Annotated in this window: 19 protein-coding genes and 1 CRISPR repeat array; of the genes, 16 read left to right on the plus strand and 3 right to left on the minus strand. The window is 57.7% G+C overall.

The window, feature by feature from the left end:
* On the plus strand, positions 1–243 hold a 243-nt coding region (gene mobC, locus BM171_RS18060; protein WP_139218751.1), incomplete at its 5' end, for a plasmid mobilization relaxosome protein MobC.
* A gap of 176 nt (positions 244–419) precedes the next feature.
* Here the strand turns inward: mobC and BM171_RS19065 are convergent.
* Entirely contained in the window at positions 420–578 is a 159-nt protein-coding gene (locus BM171_RS19065; protein WP_175497630.1) for a hypothetical protein, read from the minus strand.
* Positions 579–1146: 568 nt separating this feature from the next.
* On the opposite strand from BM171_RS19065, the gene BM171_RS18070 reads away from it, so the two are divergent.
* From BM171_RS18070 to BM171_RS18115, 10 genes are all read left to right on the plus strand, one after another.
* A complete protein-coding gene (locus tag BM171_RS18070; RefSeq protein ID WP_093015882.1) occupies positions 1147–1449 on the plus strand; it encodes a hypothetical protein in 303 nt (100 codons plus the stop codon).
* Between the two features lie 567 nt (positions 1450–2016).
* Positions 2017–3087 (plus strand): replication initiator protein A, encoded by a 1071-nt coding sequence (locus BM171_RS18075; RefSeq protein ID WP_093015885.1) that lies wholly within the window; start codon positions 2017–2019, stop codon positions 3085–3087.
* Positions 3088–3626: 539 nt separating this feature from the next.
* Positions 3627–5045, plus strand: coding sequence for a replication initiation protein (locus tag BM171_RS18080; protein ID WP_093015888.1), 1419 nt, complete (start codon positions 3627–3629; stop codon positions 5043–5045).
* Positions 5046–5441: 396 nt separating this feature from the next.
* Entirely contained in the window at positions 5442–6596 is a 1155-nt protein-coding gene (locus BM171_RS18085; protein ID WP_139218753.1) for a hypothetical protein, read from the plus strand.
* Complete coding sequence (locus BM171_RS18090) at positions 6593–7420, plus strand: type I-F CRISPR-associated protein Csy2 (protein WP_093015894.1); 828 nt, start codon at positions 6593–6595, stop codon at positions 7418–7420. The genes BM171_RS18085 and BM171_RS18090 overlap by 4 nt, the downstream gene beginning before the upstream one ends.
* The gene (gene csy3 / locus BM171_RS18095; RefSeq protein ID WP_093015897.1) at positions 7413–8519 is read left to right on the plus strand and encodes a type I-F CRISPR-associated protein Csy3; all 1107 of its coding nucleotides are present in this window, start codon (positions 7413–7415) and stop codon (positions 8517–8519) included. Before BM171_RS18090 ends, csy3 begins: the two co-directional genes overlap by 8 nt.
* The gene (locus BM171_RS18100; RefSeq protein ID WP_093015900.1) at positions 8516–9178 is read left to right on the plus strand and encodes a type I-F CRISPR-associated endoribonuclease Cas6/Csy4; all 663 of its coding nucleotides are present in this window, start codon (positions 8516–8518) and stop codon (positions 9176–9178) included. Before csy3 ends, BM171_RS18100 begins: the two co-directional genes overlap by 4 nt.
* Entirely contained in the window at positions 9168–10148 is a 981-nt protein-coding gene (cas1f, locus tag BM171_RS18105; protein WP_093015903.1) for a type I-F CRISPR-associated endonuclease Cas1f, read from the plus strand. Before BM171_RS18100 ends, cas1f begins: the two co-directional genes overlap by 11 nt.
* Positions 10141–13506 (plus strand): CRISPR-associated endonuclease Cas3'', encoded by a 3366-nt coding sequence (locus BM171_RS18110; RefSeq protein ID WP_093015906.1) that lies wholly within the window; start codon positions 10141–10143, stop codon positions 13504–13506. Before cas1f ends, BM171_RS18110 begins: the two co-directional genes overlap by 8 nt.
* 86 nt (positions 13507–13592) lie before the next feature.
* A CRISPR array of direct repeats spans positions 13593–14701; the repeat unit is 28 nt; unit sequence CATCCCCGCCGGATAGGCGGCTGAGAGA.
* Between the two features lie 221 nt (positions 14702–14922).
* Complete coding sequence (locus BM171_RS18115) at positions 14923–15486, plus strand: recombinase family protein (RefSeq protein WP_217646760.1); 564 nt, start codon at positions 14923–14925, stop codon at positions 15484–15486.
* Positions 15487–15520: 34 nt separating this feature from the next.
* On the opposite strand, the gene BM171_RS18120 is transcribed toward BM171_RS18115, so the two are convergent.
* A complete protein-coding gene (locus BM171_RS18120; protein ID WP_093015912.1) occupies positions 15521–15892 on the minus strand; it encodes a hypothetical protein in 372 nt (123 codons plus the stop codon).
* A gap of 258 nt (positions 15893–16150) precedes the next feature.
* Between BM171_RS18120 and BM171_RS18125 the strand changes: the two genes are divergently transcribed.
* The 4 genes from BM171_RS18125 (at position 16151) to BM171_RS18140 (ending at position 18876) form a co-directional block, all read left to right on the plus strand.
* On the plus strand, positions 16151–17047 hold the full coding sequence (locus BM171_RS18125; protein WP_139218754.1) for a hypothetical protein: 897 nt from the start codon (positions 16151–16153) through the stop codon (positions 17045–17047).
* 120 nt (positions 17048–17167) lie between these two features.
* Positions 17168–17884 (plus strand): ParA family protein, encoded by a 717-nt coding sequence (locus BM171_RS18130; protein ID WP_093015918.1) that lies wholly within the window; start codon positions 17168–17170, stop codon positions 17882–17884.
* A complete protein-coding gene (locus BM171_RS18135; RefSeq protein WP_093015921.1) occupies positions 17885–18208 on the plus strand; it encodes a hypothetical protein in 324 nt (107 codons plus the stop codon). It abuts the gene before it with no gap.
* A 92-nt stretch (positions 18209–18300) separates the two neighbouring features.
* The gene (locus tag BM171_RS18140; RefSeq protein ID WP_093015924.1) at positions 18301–18876 is read left to right on the plus strand and encodes a DNA-binding protein; all 576 of its coding nucleotides are present in this window, start codon (positions 18301–18303) and stop codon (positions 18874–18876) included.
* Here BM171_RS18140 and BM171_RS18145 read toward each other — a convergent pair.
* On the minus strand, positions 18873–19193 hold the full coding sequence (locus BM171_RS18145) for a hypothetical protein (protein ID WP_093015926.1): 321 nt from the start codon (positions 19191–19193) through the stop codon (positions 18873–18875). The two genes, BM171_RS18140 and BM171_RS18145, sit on opposite strands and share 4 nt — an antisense overlap.
* Positions 19194–19570: 377 nt before the next feature.
* Here BM171_RS18145 and BM171_RS19145 point away from each other — a divergent pair.
* Positions 19571–19776, plus strand: a 206-nt coding sequence (locus tag BM171_RS19145) for a hypothetical protein (RefSeq protein ID WP_217646763.1), incomplete at its 3' end; no start/stop codon positions are given.

The following is a 19776-nucleotide window of genomic DNA, read 5'->3' on the forward strand; positions in this document are numbered from 1 at the left end:
GCCCCGCAGATCCGATCACCGCGGACGCGCCGTGTATCAGAGGAAACCAGGGCGGCTCTCAGATATCTGGGCGAGCTTGGATCGATCGGAAACAACATCAACCAAGCGACCCGCCGATTGCACGAGGCACACAAGACCGAGATCGTTGGAGAGCAGCAGTATCGCGAGATGTCATCTCAGCTCGATGAGCTTCGGACACTACTTTCTGAAATCCGTCGCGACATGGTTGGTGCGGATCAATGATTCAGAATACGATCAGGTTTTCAGTGAATGATGGTCCGAACCTGGTCGCTTACGTCTCCGCTCCTGGTGAGAACGAAAGCGTCGACTGGATTATGGGTTGCGAAGAGAACCTTCACGTCGCGATCGCTAAGGCCGACATGGCAGACGCGCGATACAGTCTCCGACATCAGATGATCTCACCCGAGCGCCACCTGTCTAAGCAGGAGCTCGCTCAAATAGTCGCAGACTACTGCGATGAGTTCGATGTGCCGCAAGAGAGCCGCGAACTGATCTGTATCGTTCAGCACACCAAGAAACGCGCTGACGACGGAGACGAGAACGATCTGCACTATCACGTCGTCATTCCCGAGATCGATGACGAAGGTGCCGAGCTCGACAGTCGATTCAGCAAAGTTCGCAACGAGAAACTATCCAGGATCGCCGAGCTGCAATTTCAGCATCCGTCTGTGCCTGGCCGGCACAACAAGTCGGTTATCGAACACCTCAAGCGAGAGCGTCCAGATCTAGACTTGCAGCCACTGCACGACGCGATCGCCGCGGTGGCCGAGGCCGATGGTCAGGATCCGGATACCTGGCGCCCTCAGAGCGCCTATGGCGACAAATCACATCAGCGCATGCAACGACAGCTAAGACAGAGCAACGATCGCCGCGGACCCGGTGAGCCCACGCTTTACAAAGAGATCATCCCAAGCGTGCGCGCAGAGCTCAAAAAGATGGGGCAGGGAGCCGATATCCACACGTTCCTGGATCGGGTTGAGGAGCGCGGTTTCGAGATCACAGCCGGCCGGAAGGCAGGCGTCTGGATGATCTCGCGCAACGGGCACGAGCTCGGGGCGCTGCACCGGATGTCTCCATTTCGCAAACGAGAATTAGACGACGCAATTTCAGAGAGAGGAATTCAGAATGACCCAACGCACGATCTCAGCAGAAGCCGCAGAGCGGGACGATCCGTTGACCGACCCCAAGAGCCAGCTCACAGACCGCGAGCAGATCGCGATACTCAAGACGAAGGAAGACGTAGGGTTTCTGAAAGCGGCGCTCGAGCAGCCGACGGACCAGGAAGGCAACCAGGAGCCGGACCCGACGATCGATCTCCTCGAGCAGATCGTGAAGGAACTTGCGACAGTCAAAAAGCAGCAAACAGCGATCTACAAGGCTCTCACGGATCTCAGCAGCGGCCCGAAAGTCAGCCGTCGAAGCAAGTAGCACAACGCATCCAAGGTCGATTCAGGGCTGCTTCTCAGCGTTCTACGGCCGCACGGCTAGGCGGTGGCGGTGGAGGTGTCGCTGTGCCGGAGCCCATCGCAGATGATGCTATGAGCGCGCTCAACGCGTGGGCGCGTAATCGTAGAGCTGCAATGTCCGCCGAGAGATCAGGGCCGGGTCCAGGGTAATCATCTGCGCAAAACAGTGCCTATCAGGAAACGACCACTAGAAAATCCCTGTGGAAGCACCGCCTGTCGTTCATCTACGGCTAGCGTTCTATGTGCTGAGGGATCTGCACAGTGTTACGACAACTAGTCTGAGTGCTGATCTGTGGTGTTATTTAGGTGTTATTATAGTGTTACGCCTTTGGATTGTGCGCGTAAGCACTTGATTTAATGACAATTTTGGATGCTTATGGTTCCTAATACCCCGAATCAAAGTTCCTGAAACCCCGAATGTAGGTTCCTAATACCCCGAATCCTTGACTGTGGTTCCTGAAACCCCGAAAATGGGTCTAGGGTTCCTAATACCCCGAATCTTGATCGATGATGGCACGAAGGACCTCAAATGGTTCCTGATACCCCGAACCTGTTCGAAAACCTCCTACCGGATAGGCATCCACAAACTGATTTCTTTGTGGTCGATGTCGCGGACGCAGTCCTCAAGGATCTGATGCCGGCAATGGAACACCCCTTCTATGCGTTATCGAAGAAACCCGATACGTCGATCCGTCGATATGAGCATAATGGCAAATGGCTCGAAGTGATACCGAGCGCAAAGGGCCAAGCTACGATCTACGACAAGGATATCCTGATCTTTGCGGTATCGCAGATCATGCACAAGCTGAACAATGGAGAGCCGGTCGAGCGCACGCTGCGGTTCAACCCTCGCGAACTGCTGATTTTCGTGAACCGGGGAACCGGCGGGAAGGACTACGATGCATTCGAAGAGTCCCTGGACCGCCTCATGGGCACTGTCATCAAAACCAATATTGTCACGCATAACGAGGGATCTGACATTCCTCTCAGCGACGAAGAGGACCGTGGCCTATTCCATCTCATCGAGCGCGCTCAAGTACGCAGAAAGAACGGGAGCGAAAACGGTCGGATCATGTGGGCCGAGATCGAACTTTCTGAATGGGTGTACAACGGAATCCGTCGGCAGAAGGTCCTGACCCTCCACCGCGACTATTTCCGGCTGAGAAAGCCTATTGAACGACGGGTATATGAGATCGCTCGCAAGTTCTGCGGCCTGCAACCATCCCATGAAGTCGGACTCGATAAGCTTCTTAAGCGCACAGGAGCCCGAATGTCCCTCAAACGGTTCAGGTTCGTCATGCGTGAGCTAGCACAGCGCGATCATCTGCCAGACTACACCGTCAGCATCGATGAAGCGGGAGATAAAGTAACCTTCCGAAGCCGAGGGTCTGTACCTGCTCCCCTAGAGGAGATGTTCGAAGGTTCCTTGTCGCCGGACGCGTACGAAGACGCACGGGAAGCGGCGCCAGGGTGGGATGTCCGCTTCCTGGAAAACCAATGGCGACGATGGTGCGGGAAAGAAGAGATCGAACCCAAACGGCCCGATGCGCATTACGTCAGGTTCTGCCGGTCCTGGTTTGAGCGACGCGGTCACCCATAACACACCCTGAAAAAGCGAAACCCGGCAGTCTTTCGACTACCGGGCCCGCGATTGGCCGTTTGTGTTACAAGGTAATAACACGCGGCCATCTCGGGCCGCTTGGGATATGTTTAGCAAAAAATCCGAACGGGTCAATAAAGCAATTCAACTATATTGTTCACTTCTCCCGTTTTGATAAGCTTTCGTTAACAATTTAACTACGCAAAAATTTGCGCTTAAACTTGTGCTTAACCTTCTTCTGCAAATGTGCGTAGTGCGCATCGCGGCTCTGGCCGGCAGCGACGCGTGAGATTACAAGGTAAATAAACAATGAATTCTGAATTTACTACATTCTCGGCAGTCCAGCCCCTCAACTCAGCGCTCAGTGCGCCCGGCCGTTTGGCTGGGCTATTGTGCCGGTAGGATTTAAGAGACAGTTTTATAGAGCTAAGAGCGGCAAGCGTATTGAGATTTCTTTAAATGGAAATTACTTTGATCAACGCAGCGGTTATGCTTGGACGCCCTGCCGCTTGCCGAATTCGGACAGCGACTATCTGCGAATGCACCGCATTCCCGCTTTTGGGCGCTGCGCAGGTCCGGATAAGCGGCTGCTTATAAGGGAGCGCGAGTATATAGCGTACATGCCGTACGTCGAGCTCGATCGACGTGACAAAGATAACGATAAACTCGATCGTCGGGACGTGATCGTCATCGATGTGGACAGCGACGTAGATGCAACGCAGCTCGAAGCCGCAGGTATCCCGCCGCCGCGGTATCTATGCGGTCGCCGCGGGTCGACAGAAAGCTGCGTGCACCGGCCGCACATAGTCTGGTGGCTCAAATATCCGGTATACACGAGCAACGCCAAAGCGATCTCGTATTATAATCGCATCAGGAGCGAGATCGAGGAACGCTTGCTGAGCATCGGTTGTGGCGTTGACTACAAAAGCCCTGTAGTCTCAAAGAACCCTCATAGCGATACGCACGACACGGTATCCGGAGTTAATGCTGAGTGGACGCTGACAGAGCTACATGAATGGTTATCCGAAGCGCCTCGGCAACAGATCGAAAGTCCGATCGTCGACGATGCACGCAGTACAAAGACTACTGATGATGCTAACACTCGAGCAGTCTACGAGCGCGCACACACTCACTATTTCGAAGTCGGCCATGCCATGTCAGGACGCAACTGTATGGCCTTCGAAAGCGTCAGAGGGCTCGCATACGCTGCGAAAGCATGGTGCGGATCAGAGGATGAGCTCAAAGACTACGTTTTCAATGAGCTTGAAGGGTTTAATCTAGTCAACAACAGATACAATCCTCTCGGCAACAGGGAGCTCGATGACATCGCGAGATCGATCTCGAGGTGGACCTGGCGGTATTTTACGTCTCCGGGCGCAGAGGTTGATCGTGGAGTGTGCCGCCGCGAGGGTCTGATGCCTCATATTGCATCGAAGAAGACGAAGCAGGCGATCGGCGGCACTTACGGTGCGAAAAAGAATGCTCAGAACAAGCTCGACAGGATCAAAGCCGTTCGCAAAAAGATGCTAGAACGCGGCGATGAGGTGACAGTCTCAGCGCTCGCACGTGAAGTGCACATGTCTCGCAACACGGTAAGGAAGCATCTTCAGACGCTCGATGATGATCCTAATCACCGTCCGACGGCAGAGTGCAAAGAGCACCTCAATCGGCAGCGGCCGGAAGACCGCGAATTGCGCAAAACAGTGTCTATCAGGAAACGACCACTAGAAAATCCCTGTGGACGCACCGCCTCAACTCTCTCTGAGACCAATTCATCCGCTCGTCATCCGATGTGGGACAGCATCGACAAGGAGGAGTCAGATTCAGACGATGAATTGATGGATTACGAGTACCTCGATCCAGACTCTCAAGACAAAATTTCAGAGAAATTATCACGGATGTATTACGATATAAATGATGCCTACGACTCTCCTGATCGTAAATACCATTTGGAATAGGTTCAGCCCGATCTCTTCGGGCTTTTCTCACTTCCAGCCATCTCTTGGTCCTCCTGGCTTCGGGATAAAACTACCCAAGTTGGTGAAGCGGGACTGGATCGATGCGCATAAGGGTCACGAGACCGACAAGCTCATCGGGCCTTCGTCAGGCCACCCAAGGCCCGCACGCGACCAAGTTCGCGCCACGACGCAAACCCGCAGCAGGCCACCATGCCGCCTATAGCGGACAACCGCTAGCCTCGCCTTACAGCACAAGATCTGTTTACGTGCCTGCATGATCGGACGCCAAGCCACCCACACAAAACACGAAATAGCCACGTTATTTTAGTTCACCTCGGAAGCTGAGCTCCTTCAAGCTGCTGTTTCCTCCAATAGACGGACAAAAACGAGAGCCCAATGATTGAGAATGATGACATCCAGAAAACAGAGAGGCTGCTAAAGACAGAAAAAGTTCTTTCTTTTAAGAAGGTTGGTCGCACTGTTCCACTTGAAGAATTGCCGCAAGAGTTCAGGCTCATGGGCTCTTATCTCAAGAGCAAACTAACGGCAGAGATCACATTGCGGGTCTGCAAAAAATCTGGATCGCATCTACTCAAGCTAGTCAGTGCAAGGACGGAAGGCGACAGTGCAATCCTCTATGTTGCGCCACCCACGGCAAACAAACGTCCTAAGGTTCTTCCATCCGTCAACGCACCCGACATTCCCTTCTGCAAAGTGCTCTACCGTCCACTCGAAATCGAGGGCCGACCTCCGCGCAGTGTCGTCGACGATATCATGAACCCGGACGATTATTCCGACACTGTCCTGAATGCCTTCGCGTCCGTCTTCGGAAAAGATGTCTTGGATGCTGCACGTGAAGCGCTGCTCAACAGTCCGAAACAGGTTACGAAACTGGCAGCGGGAGAATTTCCCATTATCTTCGTGCCTCGTGCGGGAGGCGGAGATCTCCAGCTGACGCCTGTCGCACCAGCGACGGCGTTTATGGGCGTGAAAGCGGCGATCAACGCGCTTTACGAGCGCAAGAAAGCATCTGGCTTGCCAATCCCGCAACGCGGAGCATTCGAGGCCCAGTCGATCAGCTCCAAACCGCAGAACATCTCTGGTGCCATCGGCGGTCCTCGCAAGCGGATCATCGCGAAGCTTCCGCAGGTCATGGAGCAGGCGGAGGCAGAGATTCACCGCTACATCCATGGCGGATCCTTCCCCCGCTGGCGCGACGACGCCGTTGCCGAATGGGTGATCCGCTATGCCGACATGCTAGAAGCGGACAAGACATACAACGACCGTAATACGCGCGCGGCGCTCGATAGGACTGCCGATCGTCTTATCCGGGACGCCATGGCCTTCGTGTCCGAAACGGTCGAAGAGGCGCGCGTTGCTAAGGAAACAGCTGCAGGTAGTCCGGACGAGATCCCGCCCCCCCCGGAACCGGACCGCGCTATCCTTCGGCGGTATTGGCCGAAAGACGGTTTCGACAAGGCGCGCAAGGCGCTGACGAGCGCGCATTTCCAGCATCGTCTCATGAAACTCAAGGACACCGAAAGCGCATGATCTTCGTTGCGAAGAATATCCGGGCGGCCCGCGTCAATCTCCTCATGAACGACTATGCCGCCGGTTTGCCCAGCCCACTGTCTTTCATCGGCCTCGCGGACGCGATTATCCGCGATCTTGGGCTTACCTCTTGGTCCGGGCGCGCGCTGCCAATCCTACATCGCGTGGAGCCCTCGGACGGCCGCACCAAACCTGAGATGGAAAACAAGTCAGGTTCATTCTCTCCGGTCGAAACCATGGAAGACCTTGTTGGCTCCGTCGACCTGTCTCTTATCTTGGACATTCCGGAATGTGACAGCGACACGGATCTCTCCGGCGCTCTCATGCGCCGCCGGATTGCTGGTGGCCTCATCCAGAACGATCAGGTGGACGTGACAGTGCCACCACCCGATGGAAGCGCCTTTAAGGGGTTGCGGCGTGGCTACGCCATACTGCCTCCAGATCCGGCGCGCCCGGATGCCTGTGCGATTAGCACCGGGGACGAAGCCAGCTTCACGGGTATTCTCGACACGCTTTTTCCGGACGAGCGCAAACCGGGATCAGGATGGTTCGTGCCCGTCGCAGCCGGGTACCACCTTCTCGAAGACCCCGATGAGACACCGGCACGCATCCGACGCCGCGACCCCAACATTCCACATGTCTTCGCCGAGCCAGTCCTCGGGCTGGCCGAGCTCGTTTCTGTCCGCAACCCTCGCCTCACCGGGCTGACGGAAGCTGGTCTGTCGTCCCTGCTCTGGTCCTGGACCGTCGAGGGCGACTACCTCTTCGGTCACGCATCCTATCTGTCCAACGCCACTCACAAGGAGAACATCGTCCATGGCTAAGGCACCCAAGGCCCCCGTCGGCCCGTCGTTCGAAACGGGCATGCTGGCCTATGCCCGCTCGGTCCAGATCACCGAGGGGCTCTTCTTCGCGACATCCTCTCAGAACGACGCGACCAAAACGCCGATCGAGGTCCTCGAAAAGGGCGTTCGTGGACAGTCCTCCGAGGACAAGGCCAAGAACCCGGGTAAGAGCAACCCGCAATCAGTCGAATATGCGGTAATTCCACAGGAGCATGACGGGGTGGAGTTGTCTTTTTCGGTCCGTTTCATGGCGCTTTCCCTGCGTCCGCATGCCTGTGGCAACACCATGGTCGGCGAGACCCATGTGCGTCTTGCGGCCGGTTACAAGGCTGCTGGCGGCTATTCGGTCCTGGCCGGGCTCTTCGCCTGGAACATCGCCAATGCGCGCTTTGCCTGGCGCAACCGCTTCCAGGCCGACGCCATGACCGTGACCGTTTCCTATGATGGCCGCGAGATCGTTTTCGATCCGTTCAAGCTGTCGCTCGAACAGCCTGCCGGGCCAGATGCCATGCAGGCTGCGATGGTTGGCGGTGACACGACCGACCTTACCGCGCTGATCGACGGCATCGCTCACGGCTTGTCGAACGCGGACAAGGACGCATTCACGGTGTCGGTACGCTGGAACGCGCCCATGCTGCCTGGGCAGGAGATCTTTCCCTCGCAGGAATACGTGCGTGATGCGAAGAAAGACGACCAGCTAAGCCGCATCTATGCCAAGCTGCCAACCCGAATTGGCTCTCGCACCATCGGCCAGGCTTCGATGCATAGCCAGAAAATCGGGGCGGCCCTGCGCCACATCGATGTCTGGCATGGCAGTGACACCCATGATGCTGCGATCGCCGTGAACCCCTACGGCGGCGTCCAGGAGACCAGCGATGTCCTTCGTTCTGCTTCGGCAAATGGCGGCGTGAAGAACAGCTTCTACGACCTGCGCGCGCAAGCTGCGCCGCTTCTCGAGGCTGTTGAGACCGCGTCCGGACCGGCCGACCTGCCTGGCGACGTGCATTTCGTGATGGCGAACCTCGTCCGCGGAGGCGTCTTTGGCTCCAGCAGCAAGAAGGCAGAGGCTAACGGATGACGGGGTCCCTGAACGAAGGAAAGGGGCGGTGTCATGGCACCGCCCGCCTGCTGATTAAACCGGTCCAAGCGGTGATCGAGCTCGGCGCCGCTGGCGACGTGCGGGAAAAGTCGCTCAACGCCGTTCACCACGCGAACCGGCACGGGTCACCGGATGACTTCATCGCCGTTGCGCTTCCGACCATGCGCATGGGACGAAACTGCATGCTGCCAGGCCGCGAGATTGAGCTGATTGGATCTCACGCCAGCCTCGATAGCCTCCTGACTTTCGAGGGCTTTAAGACTCTGGTCAGGCGCGGCATGCTCCAGGAAGTCGAGATTGAGGAAATCGACGTAGAACCTGGCGAAGTCGGAGCGGCATACGTGCGGGATCGCCGCTGCGAAAAATACACATCCGGCTGGCTCCGCCGCAACAAGGCCAGGGCCGAACGGCGTGGGAAGCCATGGCGGGAGACACTTACCAAAGCCAGGGGGAACGATCTAACCACCCTGCCCCTGCGGTATGGATCGGCCGTGCTCCATGTGCGCCAAGTCATCGCAGAGATGACCGACACGCAGCTCTTTGTCAGCACCTACGGCTTTTCGAGTCCCGCCTTCCGCCAGATGGCGGTTCTTCCTGTCTATCCAGACGCGGCGCGTGATACCGACGATGCGGCATAAGGGTGGACCTCGGCTCCTAGTAACTGACCGCGAGGGCGCGCTCTATCTTGAGCGCGCCCGGATCCGCGTGGACGACGGCCGGATCATCTATCATATCACCGATGACGAATATCATCGCGAATACAATATCCCCCATGTGAACCTGGCTGTACTGTTCATGGGCCAGGGAACCTCGATAACACAGGACGCGATGCGTCTTCTGGGAGACGAAGGCGTGCATCTCGCGGTCACCGGGTCCGGCGGTTCTCCTATGCACATGGGTGCGCTTACGACCTACACGGCGACCCGCCATTTCCGGGAAATGCTTCCCGTCTACTTAGAGGCGCCGCGCTCCCTGGCGGCTGCGAAAGCCATCATGCGGGATCGCTCGGAGCGGATGAAAAAGATCGGCGGCGCCTATGCCCGGAAATACCTGAAAGTGCGGGATACCGCCGACTTGACGAGGATCTGCACGAAGCTCGCCCAAAACACCGAAGAGGTGAAGGACATCCAGCAGCTGCTCGGGGTCGAGGGGCAGTTCTCGAAAGCCTGTTACGCCGAGTTTTCCCGCATGTCCGGTCTCAACAAGCGGGGGACCTTTCGCCGCGATGCGGGATCCGACGAGAAGCCGAACATCAATGACCCGATGAGGCAGGTCAATCACCTGATCGATCACGGGAACTACCTTTGCTACGGCATGGCCGGGGCGGCGCTCTGGGCGCTCGGGATCCCGCCGCACATGTCGATCTTTCATGGAAAGACACGCGCGGGCGGTCTCGTCTTCGATCTTGCGGACGGATTCAAGGACGCGCTGGTCCTGCCGCTCGCCTTTGCCTCCATCTTGTCGAAGCGCGACGAGACACCGGAGACAACCTTCCGGGCCCGCATGATCGACGCATTCGACGACAAGAAAATTCTTAAAGAAGCGATCGACACAGTGAACAGGATGATCGCTGCGGGACTGCCAGACGCAGGAAACCCTGATGCGTGAGATCATCGCCGTCTGCCGTTCCACCAAGAAAGCACGGCCAAAGGTTGCGAAAGTGCTCGACCGGTATTTCTGGCGCATCGGAGATCGGACATGGCGCGGAAAAGCAACGAATGCCTGTCTCGACCGTGTCTCCCGCGAATTGCGCAAAGAGGCGACACGCAACACGGCGGTTGTGCTCCACGAAATCCGCAGCGCGCATGAAAGCCGCGTGCCGATTGTGCGGATCGGAGCAAGGCACGCCTTCTCCGAGACCGGCATCGCGCCCATTGCATACCGGCCAGCACAGGTCGCACAATCCCAGACCGTGTCCGTTAACCGCGCCGTCGTCCGCATCGCCGCGCTGTTTCATGATCTCGGGAAAGCCACGATTCTGTTCCAAGAGAAACTCCAACGCGCACTCAATGGTGGCGCACCGGAAGCGGACCCCGTTCGGCACGAGCTGCAATCCGCTGCCGTCTGGGATTATCTTTTCGGCAAAACGCAAGACGATGAGCTCCCCGACGCATTGTGCGCCCTGCGTGCAGAGAACGTCGACAAGGCATGTGAGGCGGTCCGCCGACCTCTCGGGTCCATTGCCAAAACGCCTGACCGGCCGCTGGATTTCGACTTCCTGAACCGCGAGGGCAGCCTCGCGCATGCGATCGGCATGCTCATCCTGACTCATCACCGCTTGCCTGATGGCGGTAGCAACATGCTGGATGCCCTGGCCTCTCGTCATGTCGGGCCCAGCGATGATTTCGACCGCCTACGTGACCTGGCCATAGCGCCCGGGACACCTTTCTGGCATGAGACGTGGTGGCTCCGCGCGCTTCGTGCCGATGCCGAGGGGTTGCGTTCAGGAGAGGCGCTTATCGGGCTCGATGTGTTCCTGCGCGCCGCACTGATGCTAGCTGATCATTTCGGATCGGCCAGCAAGAAGATTTCGAGTGTTATGCCGGAGCACCTCGCAAACACGGACAGACCAACGAAAACGTCGCGTTACGAGGCGGCGGATAGCCTGTCTCGGCACGTCCAGCGCGTTCATGCCGCGGCGCGTCACGGCGTTGATTTGTTCGAACGATATGCTCAGAGCTTTCCGGCGCTTGATGAGAGTGAAGTCCCGACGGATATTATTTTCCCGGCTACTCCGGAAAATCCACGGTTCAGGTGGCAATCCGAGGCCGCGCGCACGGCACGGACCCTGTGCGAGGCGCACGAAGGGGGCTTCTTTGCATGCCTGATGGCCGGAACCGGCACGGGCAAAACCCGGGCGGCTCCCACCATTCTGGCTGGCGCCACGTTTGGCGATGCCAGGCCCGAACGTCGGTCTTTCCGCATGAGTCTAGGGCTCGGATTGCGTGTTCTGGCGACGCAATCCGCAGCCGAGTATGTCTCGGACCTTGGGTTCAATGACGAGTCCGTGTCTGTACTCGTCGGCCAGGCACCGCTGTCCTTCGCTCATGGATCCAACGAGATCGAGGAGCCTGACGAGACGGGATCGGAAAGCCAGATCAAGATCCCGGACTGGCTGAAGGTGGAGATGGCAACTGGTGGCGTGCCGGATCCAGGTGACACGCGGGAAGCGGATTGGCTGCGATCGCTGTCGTTCGACACCGGTCGTGGCTTGCCTGCTTTCTTCGAGAGGGTCCTATCTGCGGCGGACCCCGGCAAGGGAAAGGGCTCGAAGGCCGCCGCAGCACGTCGGCTAGTCGCGCCGCCGGTCATGGTCGGTACGATCGACCATCTCATGGGGGTCGCGGCACCAGTGAATGCCCGGTACTTGATGCAGTGCCTGCGCGTGGCGACGTCGGATTTGGTACTCGACGAGATAGACCAGTTCGAGGGCGAGGACATCGCGGCGATCGGCCGCCTGGTCTACCAGGCTGCCTCCGCTGGCCGACGGGTCATGATCATGTCGGCCACCTTGGCACCTGACATCGCACAGGCACTGCATGCCGCTTACCGGGAGGGCTGGTCCGCCTTTGCCGCGTCGCGCGGCGTTTCGGATCACGTGAATATCCTAGTGACAGGGGATGCGCTCGGATCCTGCCGTACCAACGGGAACGGCGAGAGGCTGGAGGATATCCTTTCGGAAAGCTCGGAGGTCACCCTTGCTGCACTGAAGGCCGCCCCGCCAGCTCGTCGCGCGGAGATCCTACCGGCCTGTGAGGGCTGGGAAGATCTCGTCGGTCAAGTCGATCGGTCCTGCCGACAGCTGCACGAGCGCAATGCCCAGACTATGGACGGGTTTCGCGTGTCGTTCGGCATGGTCCGGATGACTCGGATTTCTCATACGGCGGCGTTGGCCGCGCAGCTTCCTTCCGGAACTCTCGAGAATCATTTGCGAGTCACGCTCTGCCTGCATTCCCAGTTTCCGCGCCTGCTTCGTAGCTGGATCGAGACACGCCTGAAGCGCGCCCTGACCCGCAAGGGCGATGACCCAAATGCAGAACTGAAGTCCCTCTGCCATGCGGAGCACGTATTCGCGCGAGCGTCCGAGGCCGGTGTAAGGGATATCGAAATCGTTCTTGTGACGTCTCCCGTGATCGAGACTGGGAACGACCTGGACTTCGACTGGGCGATCTTGGACCCGATCTCGACGCGCTCGATCATCCAGGCGGCAGGCCGCGTGTGGCGCCATCGGCCAGCGTCTGGGACCCACATCAATGTGCTAATCATCGGTCGCAGCCCTATCGCGATGCAAGGTGGCAAGCTGGCCATGCCGGGTGTCGAAACAAAGACGCCTGACATCACGCGAATATCGACACCAAAGCTCGAAGAATTCGAGGGGCGGCTGTTCCAAGACCTTGTCGGAGACACCGATCTTTCAGTGATTAATGCTAGACCCATCCTCGAACGGGATACATCGTTTCCCCTCCGTGATGCGGAATTCGCTCTGCGAGAAAAGATGGTCGACGGGTCTTGTGACAGCGCTGAGGCGCCACTTGGTCGATACATTCGACACGTATCGGCCCGAATGACCCAGCGTATGTGCGCCGTGCGCAGGTTTCGTCGATCAGATACCCATTCTGTCCTCTACAAGCTTGTCGGGGAAGACCTACGGACGGCCACCTGGCACCGGGACCTCGCACCAGGCACGCGTCATAGCGATCTGCAACCATCCAATGCAGCGGCACTAACCATCGATGCCGTGACGGGCTGCTTCCTCTTTCACCTCGTGCAAGAGCGCGCCTGGCAGGAGCTGACAGGCGGTGCAGAAATCGAGCCCGGCGAGCTGGGCCGGGTCATGCAGGTGGAGATTTCTGATTACGGGGATGATCTTGAGCCTGTAGTGACTTACACTGACTTTACAGGATTCACGCGGGGATCTTTCAAGGCTCTTTCTCTGCCCTTCGGAAAAGCTGTTAATAATCAATAGCCTGACTGCGCTCTTTGAAAATATGGTTTACTGTAGGGTCAGCCGGCAACCCTCTCAATCCGTTTCCTTTTTATTGAGAAACGGGGCATCCCCGCCGGATAGGCGGCTGAGAGAAGAACGCTCTCTGTGATCGGCTCGCCTGTCTCCATCCCCGCCGGATAGGCGGCTGAGAGACTGCGATTAGAGCCGTCGTTCCAGTCGAACAGCATCCCCGCCGGATAGGCGGCTGAGAGACACCCCATCACGCAGAAGTCGCCGGTCCCGAACATCCCCGCCGGATAGGCGGCTGAGAGACACGCAAAACAAAAATCTGATTTGCATGTGATTCATCCCCGCCGGATAGGCGGCTGAGAGACAAGAGGTGAAAACCCACGGCAACGAGCTTCCCATCCCCGCCGGATAGGCGGCTGAGAGACAATCCCAAATAGCCGAAGCCGAGCGCCGTGGCATCCCCGCCGGATAGGCGGCTGAGAGACATCTTCGCCTCCCTTGATCTGCGCGAGGGCGCATCCCCGCCGGATAGGCGGCTGAGAGAAATATCCGTCGAGGATCGCCTCGACCTCAATCCATCCTCGCCGGATAGGCGGCTGAGAGAATTCGGAATACGTAGTGTCGAGATAGTCCTGCCATCCCCGCCGGATAGGCGGCTGAGAGAATGGCGCGAAGATGGGAGACGATGGTCGAGCGCATCCCCGCCGGATAGGCGGCTGAGAGATCAAAGCGCGCCGGGGTGGCGGGTGGAGGCGTCATCCCCGCCGGATAGGCGGCTGAGAGAATGCCTTGATCCAGTCTATCGGCCCGGTCGTCCATCCCCGCCGGATAGGCGGCTGAGAGACCCGCCGCTGGCTCCATTGCCGCAAGGGCGGCCATCCCCGCCGGATAGGCGGCTGAGAGATAATCCCTGCCTCACGGCCCCGGCGCTCGGCTCATCCCCGCCGGATAGGCGGCTGAGAGACGGTCGGCGGATTGTTCGGCACCCGGCTTTTCCATCCCCGCCGGATAGGCGGCTGAGAGACCGTCGTGTTAAGGCCGCGGCGGGGCTTTTGCCATCCCCGCCGGATAGGCGGCTGAGAGAATGAGCATATCGCGGGCCGCGCCGCCGGGCTCCATCCCCGCCGGATAGGCGGCTGAGAGACGAGGCTTCCGACGCGAGCGGTTACGCCGAAACATCCCCGCCGGATAGGCGGCTGAGAGAGAGGCTACAGGACATAGCTCCAAAAGTTGGTGATGACGTTGGGATCTGCAGATTATGGCGTTTTTCACGCGCAGATCGCGGAATTAATAAGCCTACCTCCTATTATCTGGGTACTCCCTGCCGATAGTATTTAGCTGACCTATTATCAGGGTTATAGATTCCGAAATAATAGCCTGCTATTTCTGAACTCTAGATTCTGAAAATAGCGAAGGGCAGAAATCATGAAATTTGGGTACCGGAGGGTCAGCACCGCTGATCAAAGTCTCGACCGACAAGATCTGGGCAACGACCTGGACCGCGTGTTCGAAGAGCACATCAGCGGCAAGGATCGAGACCGGCCGCAGCTCGAACGAATGCTTTCTCTCGTCGAAGAAGGCGACGAGGTCCGAGTCTGGTCGATCGACCGTCTGGCACGTGATCTGCGGGATCTCCTCGAGATCGTGCAAACTATCACCGGCCGCGGTGCGACGATCCGGTTTCTCTCGGATAACCTCGCATTCAGCGGCGGCCAGGACGACCACATGGCGCAGTTACAACTAAACATCCTGGGCGCTGTCGCACAGTTCGAGCGGCAGATCCTGAAACGGCGACAAGCCGAGGGAATTCAGAAAGCTAAGGAGCGCGGGGCGTACAAGGGCGGCAAGGCACGCATCGATCGCGCCAGTGTTTACCAACTCCTCGACCAGGGCCTGGGGCCCCGACAGGTCGCGCAGGCGCTCCGGATCCATGAGCAAAGCGTCTACAGGCTCAAGAGAGAGAGGGCCACGGCCACGGCGGGTGAGTGAGCAGGAAGCCACGCCCCCTGCCCTATGGCGGAGATCAGTACGGGTCGCCGCACTCCTCCCAACAGAGGACGTCTTCAAACCATGTCAGAACGTCCAGCAACCGAATGAGATGCGGCCGGTCGCGGTCCCCGCCAGAGAGCTGCTCTTCGAGAGCATCGGTGGCGGCATGTCGTATGTACGGAATGGGGTTAAAGCTCGAGCTTTCTGCGTCGATGTCTTCATCAAGCATCAATGCTACCTCTTTCATCCGGCCCCAGAAATCAGTTCCCGGATTTTGAGGTGCTCGCAGGATCGCTTCGTACCACGCCATGTCATCGCGCTCACTGACACGGATCGCATGCACTTTCAGACTGTAGAGCATGTCGCCGACTTCGATCATTTTCAGAAATTGGGCTGTACTTGGCATTATAAATTCTCCTTGTTTGCCCGCCAATCCATTCGGCGTGCACGCTCAGTGGTTGTCCGGAGATTCCGAGGTCAGATACCTTTACCGCGAGCGGATGGCGACGGAGCGCCGCCGCAAACAAGGGTATCGAACAAACGTTAAGTCATCGTTCAAAATTTACATGCACTTAAATGCGTTTGCCTGCATTTGCATTCATTTTGAAGCGCTTGCTTTTCTCTGTCCTTCCGCACACCTGATTGAAAAATCAGGAGAATTACATTGAAGCATGCAACATTTTATGCCGCGGCATATGCCAACGTCAGCGACACCACCGTCCGAAAGGCGATCAGAAACGGACAGCTGCGCGCCGCGCGAAATGATAGAGGGGCCTGGGAAATCACCCCCCAGGGGCTGCGTGGATGGTGGGATCGACACTGTCCAACGGAGCCTCAGGGCCCCTACTCCTCCCAGGTCGAAACGGCGACGCCTGACGTCGAAACAGAGATGCCTGAGCAGCTGTCGCAATTTCTGCCGCCTCCCGACGATGACATCACCGACAGCGACAATGATGATGATCAGTCGTTTGCTGAGCTCAAAGCCGAGCTGGAAGAGCTAACCGCCAAAATTGAGGAAGAGGAGGCTCAGGAGAAGGCTGAATCAGACACACACATGACGATACGTGAAGCTTCCCGACGACTGGGTGTCGAGCCTGAGTTCTTGCTCGAGGAGATCCGGAAGTCGTTCTTGGTTGTCGAGCCACACCCCGCCGATACCGGCCCGGCCATGATCCCTATACACGGTATGGGTGGTATCGAATACTGGGACAAATCACGAAGAAAAATTCTGATGCGACGACAGACGGCGGAGGAATTGAGGGCCGAAACGGTTTCTGCTGAAGACGCAGACTTATTCGCTGTCGATGAGATGAAGGCGGACGTGGATGGTCAGGTCGACACTGAAAGCGACGATGACGCCTGGTTAGACGAGCCCTGGGCGGACGACGACATCTACGATGATGGTATCGACGATGAAGAGAGCCGCCACGAGGAAGAGATCAAGCGCATTGAAGAGCTGACTTCGCAAATGGTGAAGCTGACGGAAGCGATCAGCGGCCTAAGCGACCGCCTCGACACGGCCACAAGCCCTCAGCGCCGGAGGATCCTCGGGATATTCTGAAATCATTTGCATGCACCTGCTGTCAAATAAATGTAATGCAGATGCATGCAAAAGCTTGCGTTTACCTTTATTCGCTATAATCTGACTGCTAATACACGCAGTTAATAGCGGAGACGGGCAGTGATTATCTCATTTGTTTCGAGCAAGGGCGGCGTCGGTAAGACCACATCCTTGCTTGTTCTTGCGACAGAGCTCGAGCGCGTTGGGCGTTCGAAAGGTCGGCGCGTCACAATCATCGACGCGGATCGCAATGCCCCGCTAGTCGCTTGGGCAGACATGCCAGGTCGACCAGAAAATATCCGAGTTGTGGGCGTACCAAATACTGAAAACCTGGTCGACGCGATCGACGAAGAGCAGGTCAACTGCGATGTGCTCCTGCTTGATCTGCCAGGTCTCGCAGACGTAGGTCTCGCCAACGCGATCATGCTCTCTGATCTCGTTCTCGTGCCGCTCGGCGGCGGAGGCCTTGAAGCGGCGGAGGCAGCGAAAACGATCAAGTTGGTCCGCCGCCAATCACGCCTGACCGGTCGAGAGATCCCCTACAGAGCATTGATGACACGCGCTCCAGCCGGCGCCGTGGAGCCACTCAGCTACCGACGCAATCGCGAGCAGCTCGCTGATCAGGGGGTGCCCATGATCAAGCACGCGCTACTGTCATCGCCCGCTTTCCAGGAGCTACCTGACGGTGGAAATCTCGAGCGAATGCTCGAGGACGCAACGGACAAACGCCGGCGGGATCAAGTGACCAAGGCGATGGACAATGCGCAGGCGTACTACCGCGACATCATCGCCGCACTCAAGGAACTCAAAAACACGAAGACGGAGGCAACAGAATAAATGGCACGAGAGATCAACTTTATGGACGACGACGAGGACGATCTGGACCTCAAGTCAGACCCCCAAGAAATCCAACAACGCGCCGCCGCAGCAAAGACCGCATCGATCCCGGAAGACTGGGGCGGCAAGCGTGACAAGCCGCAGAAAGAGCGCCGCTCGAAGCCGTTCTCATGCCGTGTCAGGCCCAGTGTTCTGGAGGCATTTCAGTCGCGGCTGGACGAAGAAGGGATTACATCGACCGCGGCGATCGAAAAGCTGATGGCAGCTTACGGAGAAGGGCGTCTGGATATCGTTCCGACTCTGAAAATGAATTCAGATGAATGATTTTGCAGTCTTTTGCATGCAAATTTATCCATGTGTAACAATCTGTAAACCGTAACGCGTTACATTCCCTTACAAACAGAAGGGGATGACGCATGACTATTGCACAAGACGACGTATTCGCCGCTGCAGACGCTATCGCAGCGCGAGGTGGAGAGCCGACAAATGCTAGCGTACGCGCTGAGCTCGGCGACAGAGGATCTTTCTCGACGATCTCGCCGCTCATCAAGGAATGGCGGGAACAGCAGGAGGAGATCGCAGCTCTGCCGGCCGAAGTAGAAGCGCGAGCGCTCGAAGCCGCAGGTACGATCTACACAATCGCAAGAGATGCTGCAGAACGCGCTTATCATGGCGACAAAGCGAAGATGCAGGCACAGCTTACCGAAGCGCACACGGCCCGTGACGAGGCATTAGACGAAGTTCACCGGTTAGAGAGCGTAAACGCCGAGCTCGAGGCCGCGAATGAAGAGATGCAGACGGCGGTTTCGGACGCATCTGAAGCGCTATCGCAAGCGAGAGTAGAAGTCACAGAAGTACGATCCGATTGCTCGGATCAGGTCAATGATCTGAAATCCCAGCTCGTCGCAGAAAGAGCGCGCGCTGATGCTCTGGAGAGAGTCCTCGAGACACTGCGACCAGAAGCGCCCAATAGCGACGGAGAAGCTACTTAAGCGCAGTCGTCACACAGGGTCTCGAGCCACCCTCGCCGCCGGATCTCGCCGGGCTTGCCGCATCGCTCGCACGTATGCGCAGACAGTTCTTCATAGCGATCGACGATCTCGATCGCAGTGTCCGAGTACGCTGCGAGATAGCAGCTGAGCGTCGCGTATTTGCTTTTGATCTGTGTGACCTCGATGCCGACCTGAAGCGCATCGAGATCTTTCAGCAAGCGATCGACGAGATCGATCCATCCAGGGCCGATCTCGATTCCTGAATTGTAGCGAGAGAGCATATGCGCGTGCCGCATTTTGAGCTCAGTGAGTGTCATGTCGGAAATCCTGATGTCGTGCGTAGGAGGCCCAGGCCCGGAAGGACAGGGCAGGGGATAGCGGTCAGGATCCGCGTATCATCAGCAGCATCGACATCATGCCTTTAGACATGATGCGAGACGCCTCTCCGGTCAACTGATCGTTTTCCCCAGGACTTGCATTGCGCGTTATCTCAACAACTTACCTGATTGACTACTGTCTGTAGCCAGCCGTGCTCGCTACCCGCCACACCACCTCCGGTGCTGCGTCGGTCGCTCTCAGCTGGCAAGGGGCTCCGCCCCGTTGACCCCGTTTTAAGAGGACTGCAATTGCATGCATATGATTTCAAATGAGTGCATCTGAACGCCGCATACAAACCCGCCAAATCGGCTTGCGGATGACGCCCGACCTTTACGCAAGGATCGCTTCGGAAGCCAAACAGAAGGGCATCTCACCGACGTCTAGGATCCGCGAAATCCTCGTCGATCAATACGATCTCGATGAGCCGGCCCCGCAGATCCGATCACCGCGGACGCGCCGTGTATCAGAGGAAACCAGGGCGGCTCTCAGATATCTGGGCGAGCTTGGATCGATCGGAAACAA

Origin of the sequence: Roseivivax halotolerans, assembly GCF_900115815.1 — a bacterium.
Taxonomy (GTDB): domain Bacteria; phylum Pseudomonadota; class Alphaproteobacteria; order Rhodobacterales; family Rhodobacteraceae; genus Roseivivax; species Roseivivax halotolerans.

Coding starts and splice junctions, on each gene's coding strand:
- BM171_RS18070 (WP_093015882.1), top strand. CDS start 1,147: ATGACCCAACGCACGATCTCAGCAGAAGCCGCAGAGCGGGACGATCCG.
- BM171_RS18075 (WP_093015885.1), top strand. CDS start 2,017: ATGGTTCCTGATACCCCGAACCTGTTCGAAAACCTCCTACCGGATAGG.
- BM171_RS18080 (WP_093015888.1), top strand. CDS start 3,627: ATGCACCGCATTCCCGCTTTTGGGCGCTGCGCAGGTCCGGATAAGCGG.
- BM171_RS18085 (WP_139218753.1), top strand. CDS start 5,442: ATGATTGAGAATGATGACATCCAGAAAACAGAGAGGCTGCTAAAGACA.
- BM171_RS18090 (WP_093015894.1), top strand. CDS start 6,593: ATGATCTTCGTTGCGAAGAATATCCGGGCGGCCCGCGTCAATCTCCTC.
- csy3 (WP_093015897.1), top strand. CDS start 7,413: ATGGCTAAGGCACCCAAGGCCCCCGTCGGCCCGTCGTTCGAAACGGGC.
- BM171_RS18100 (WP_093015900.1), top strand. CDS start 8,516: ATGACGGGGTCCCTGAACGAAGGAAAGGGGCGGTGTCATGGCACCGCC.
- cas1f (WP_093015903.1), top strand. CDS start 9,168: ATGCGGCATAAGGGTGGACCTCGGCTCCTAGTAACTGACCGCGAGGGC.
- BM171_RS18110 (WP_093015906.1), top strand. CDS start 10,141: ATGCGTGAGATCATCGCCGTCTGCCGTTCCACCAAGAAAGCACGGCCA.
- BM171_RS18115 (WP_217646760.1), top strand. CDS start 14,923: ATGAAATTTGGGTACCGGAGGGTCAGCACCGCTGATCAAAGTCTCGAC.
- BM171_RS18120 (WP_093015912.1), bottom strand. CDS start 15,892: ATGCCAAGTACAGCCCAATTTCTGAAAATGATCGAAGTCGGCGACATG.
- BM171_RS18135 (WP_093015921.1), top strand. CDS start 17,885: ATGGCACGAGAGATCAACTTTATGGACGACGACGAGGACGATCTGGAC.
- BM171_RS18140 (WP_093015924.1), top strand. CDS start 18,301: ATGACTATTGCACAAGACGACGTATTCGCCGCTGCAGACGCTATCGCA.
- BM171_RS18145 (WP_093015926.1), bottom strand. CDS start 19,193: ATGACACTCACTGAGCTCAAAATGCGGCACGCGCATATGCTCTCTCGC.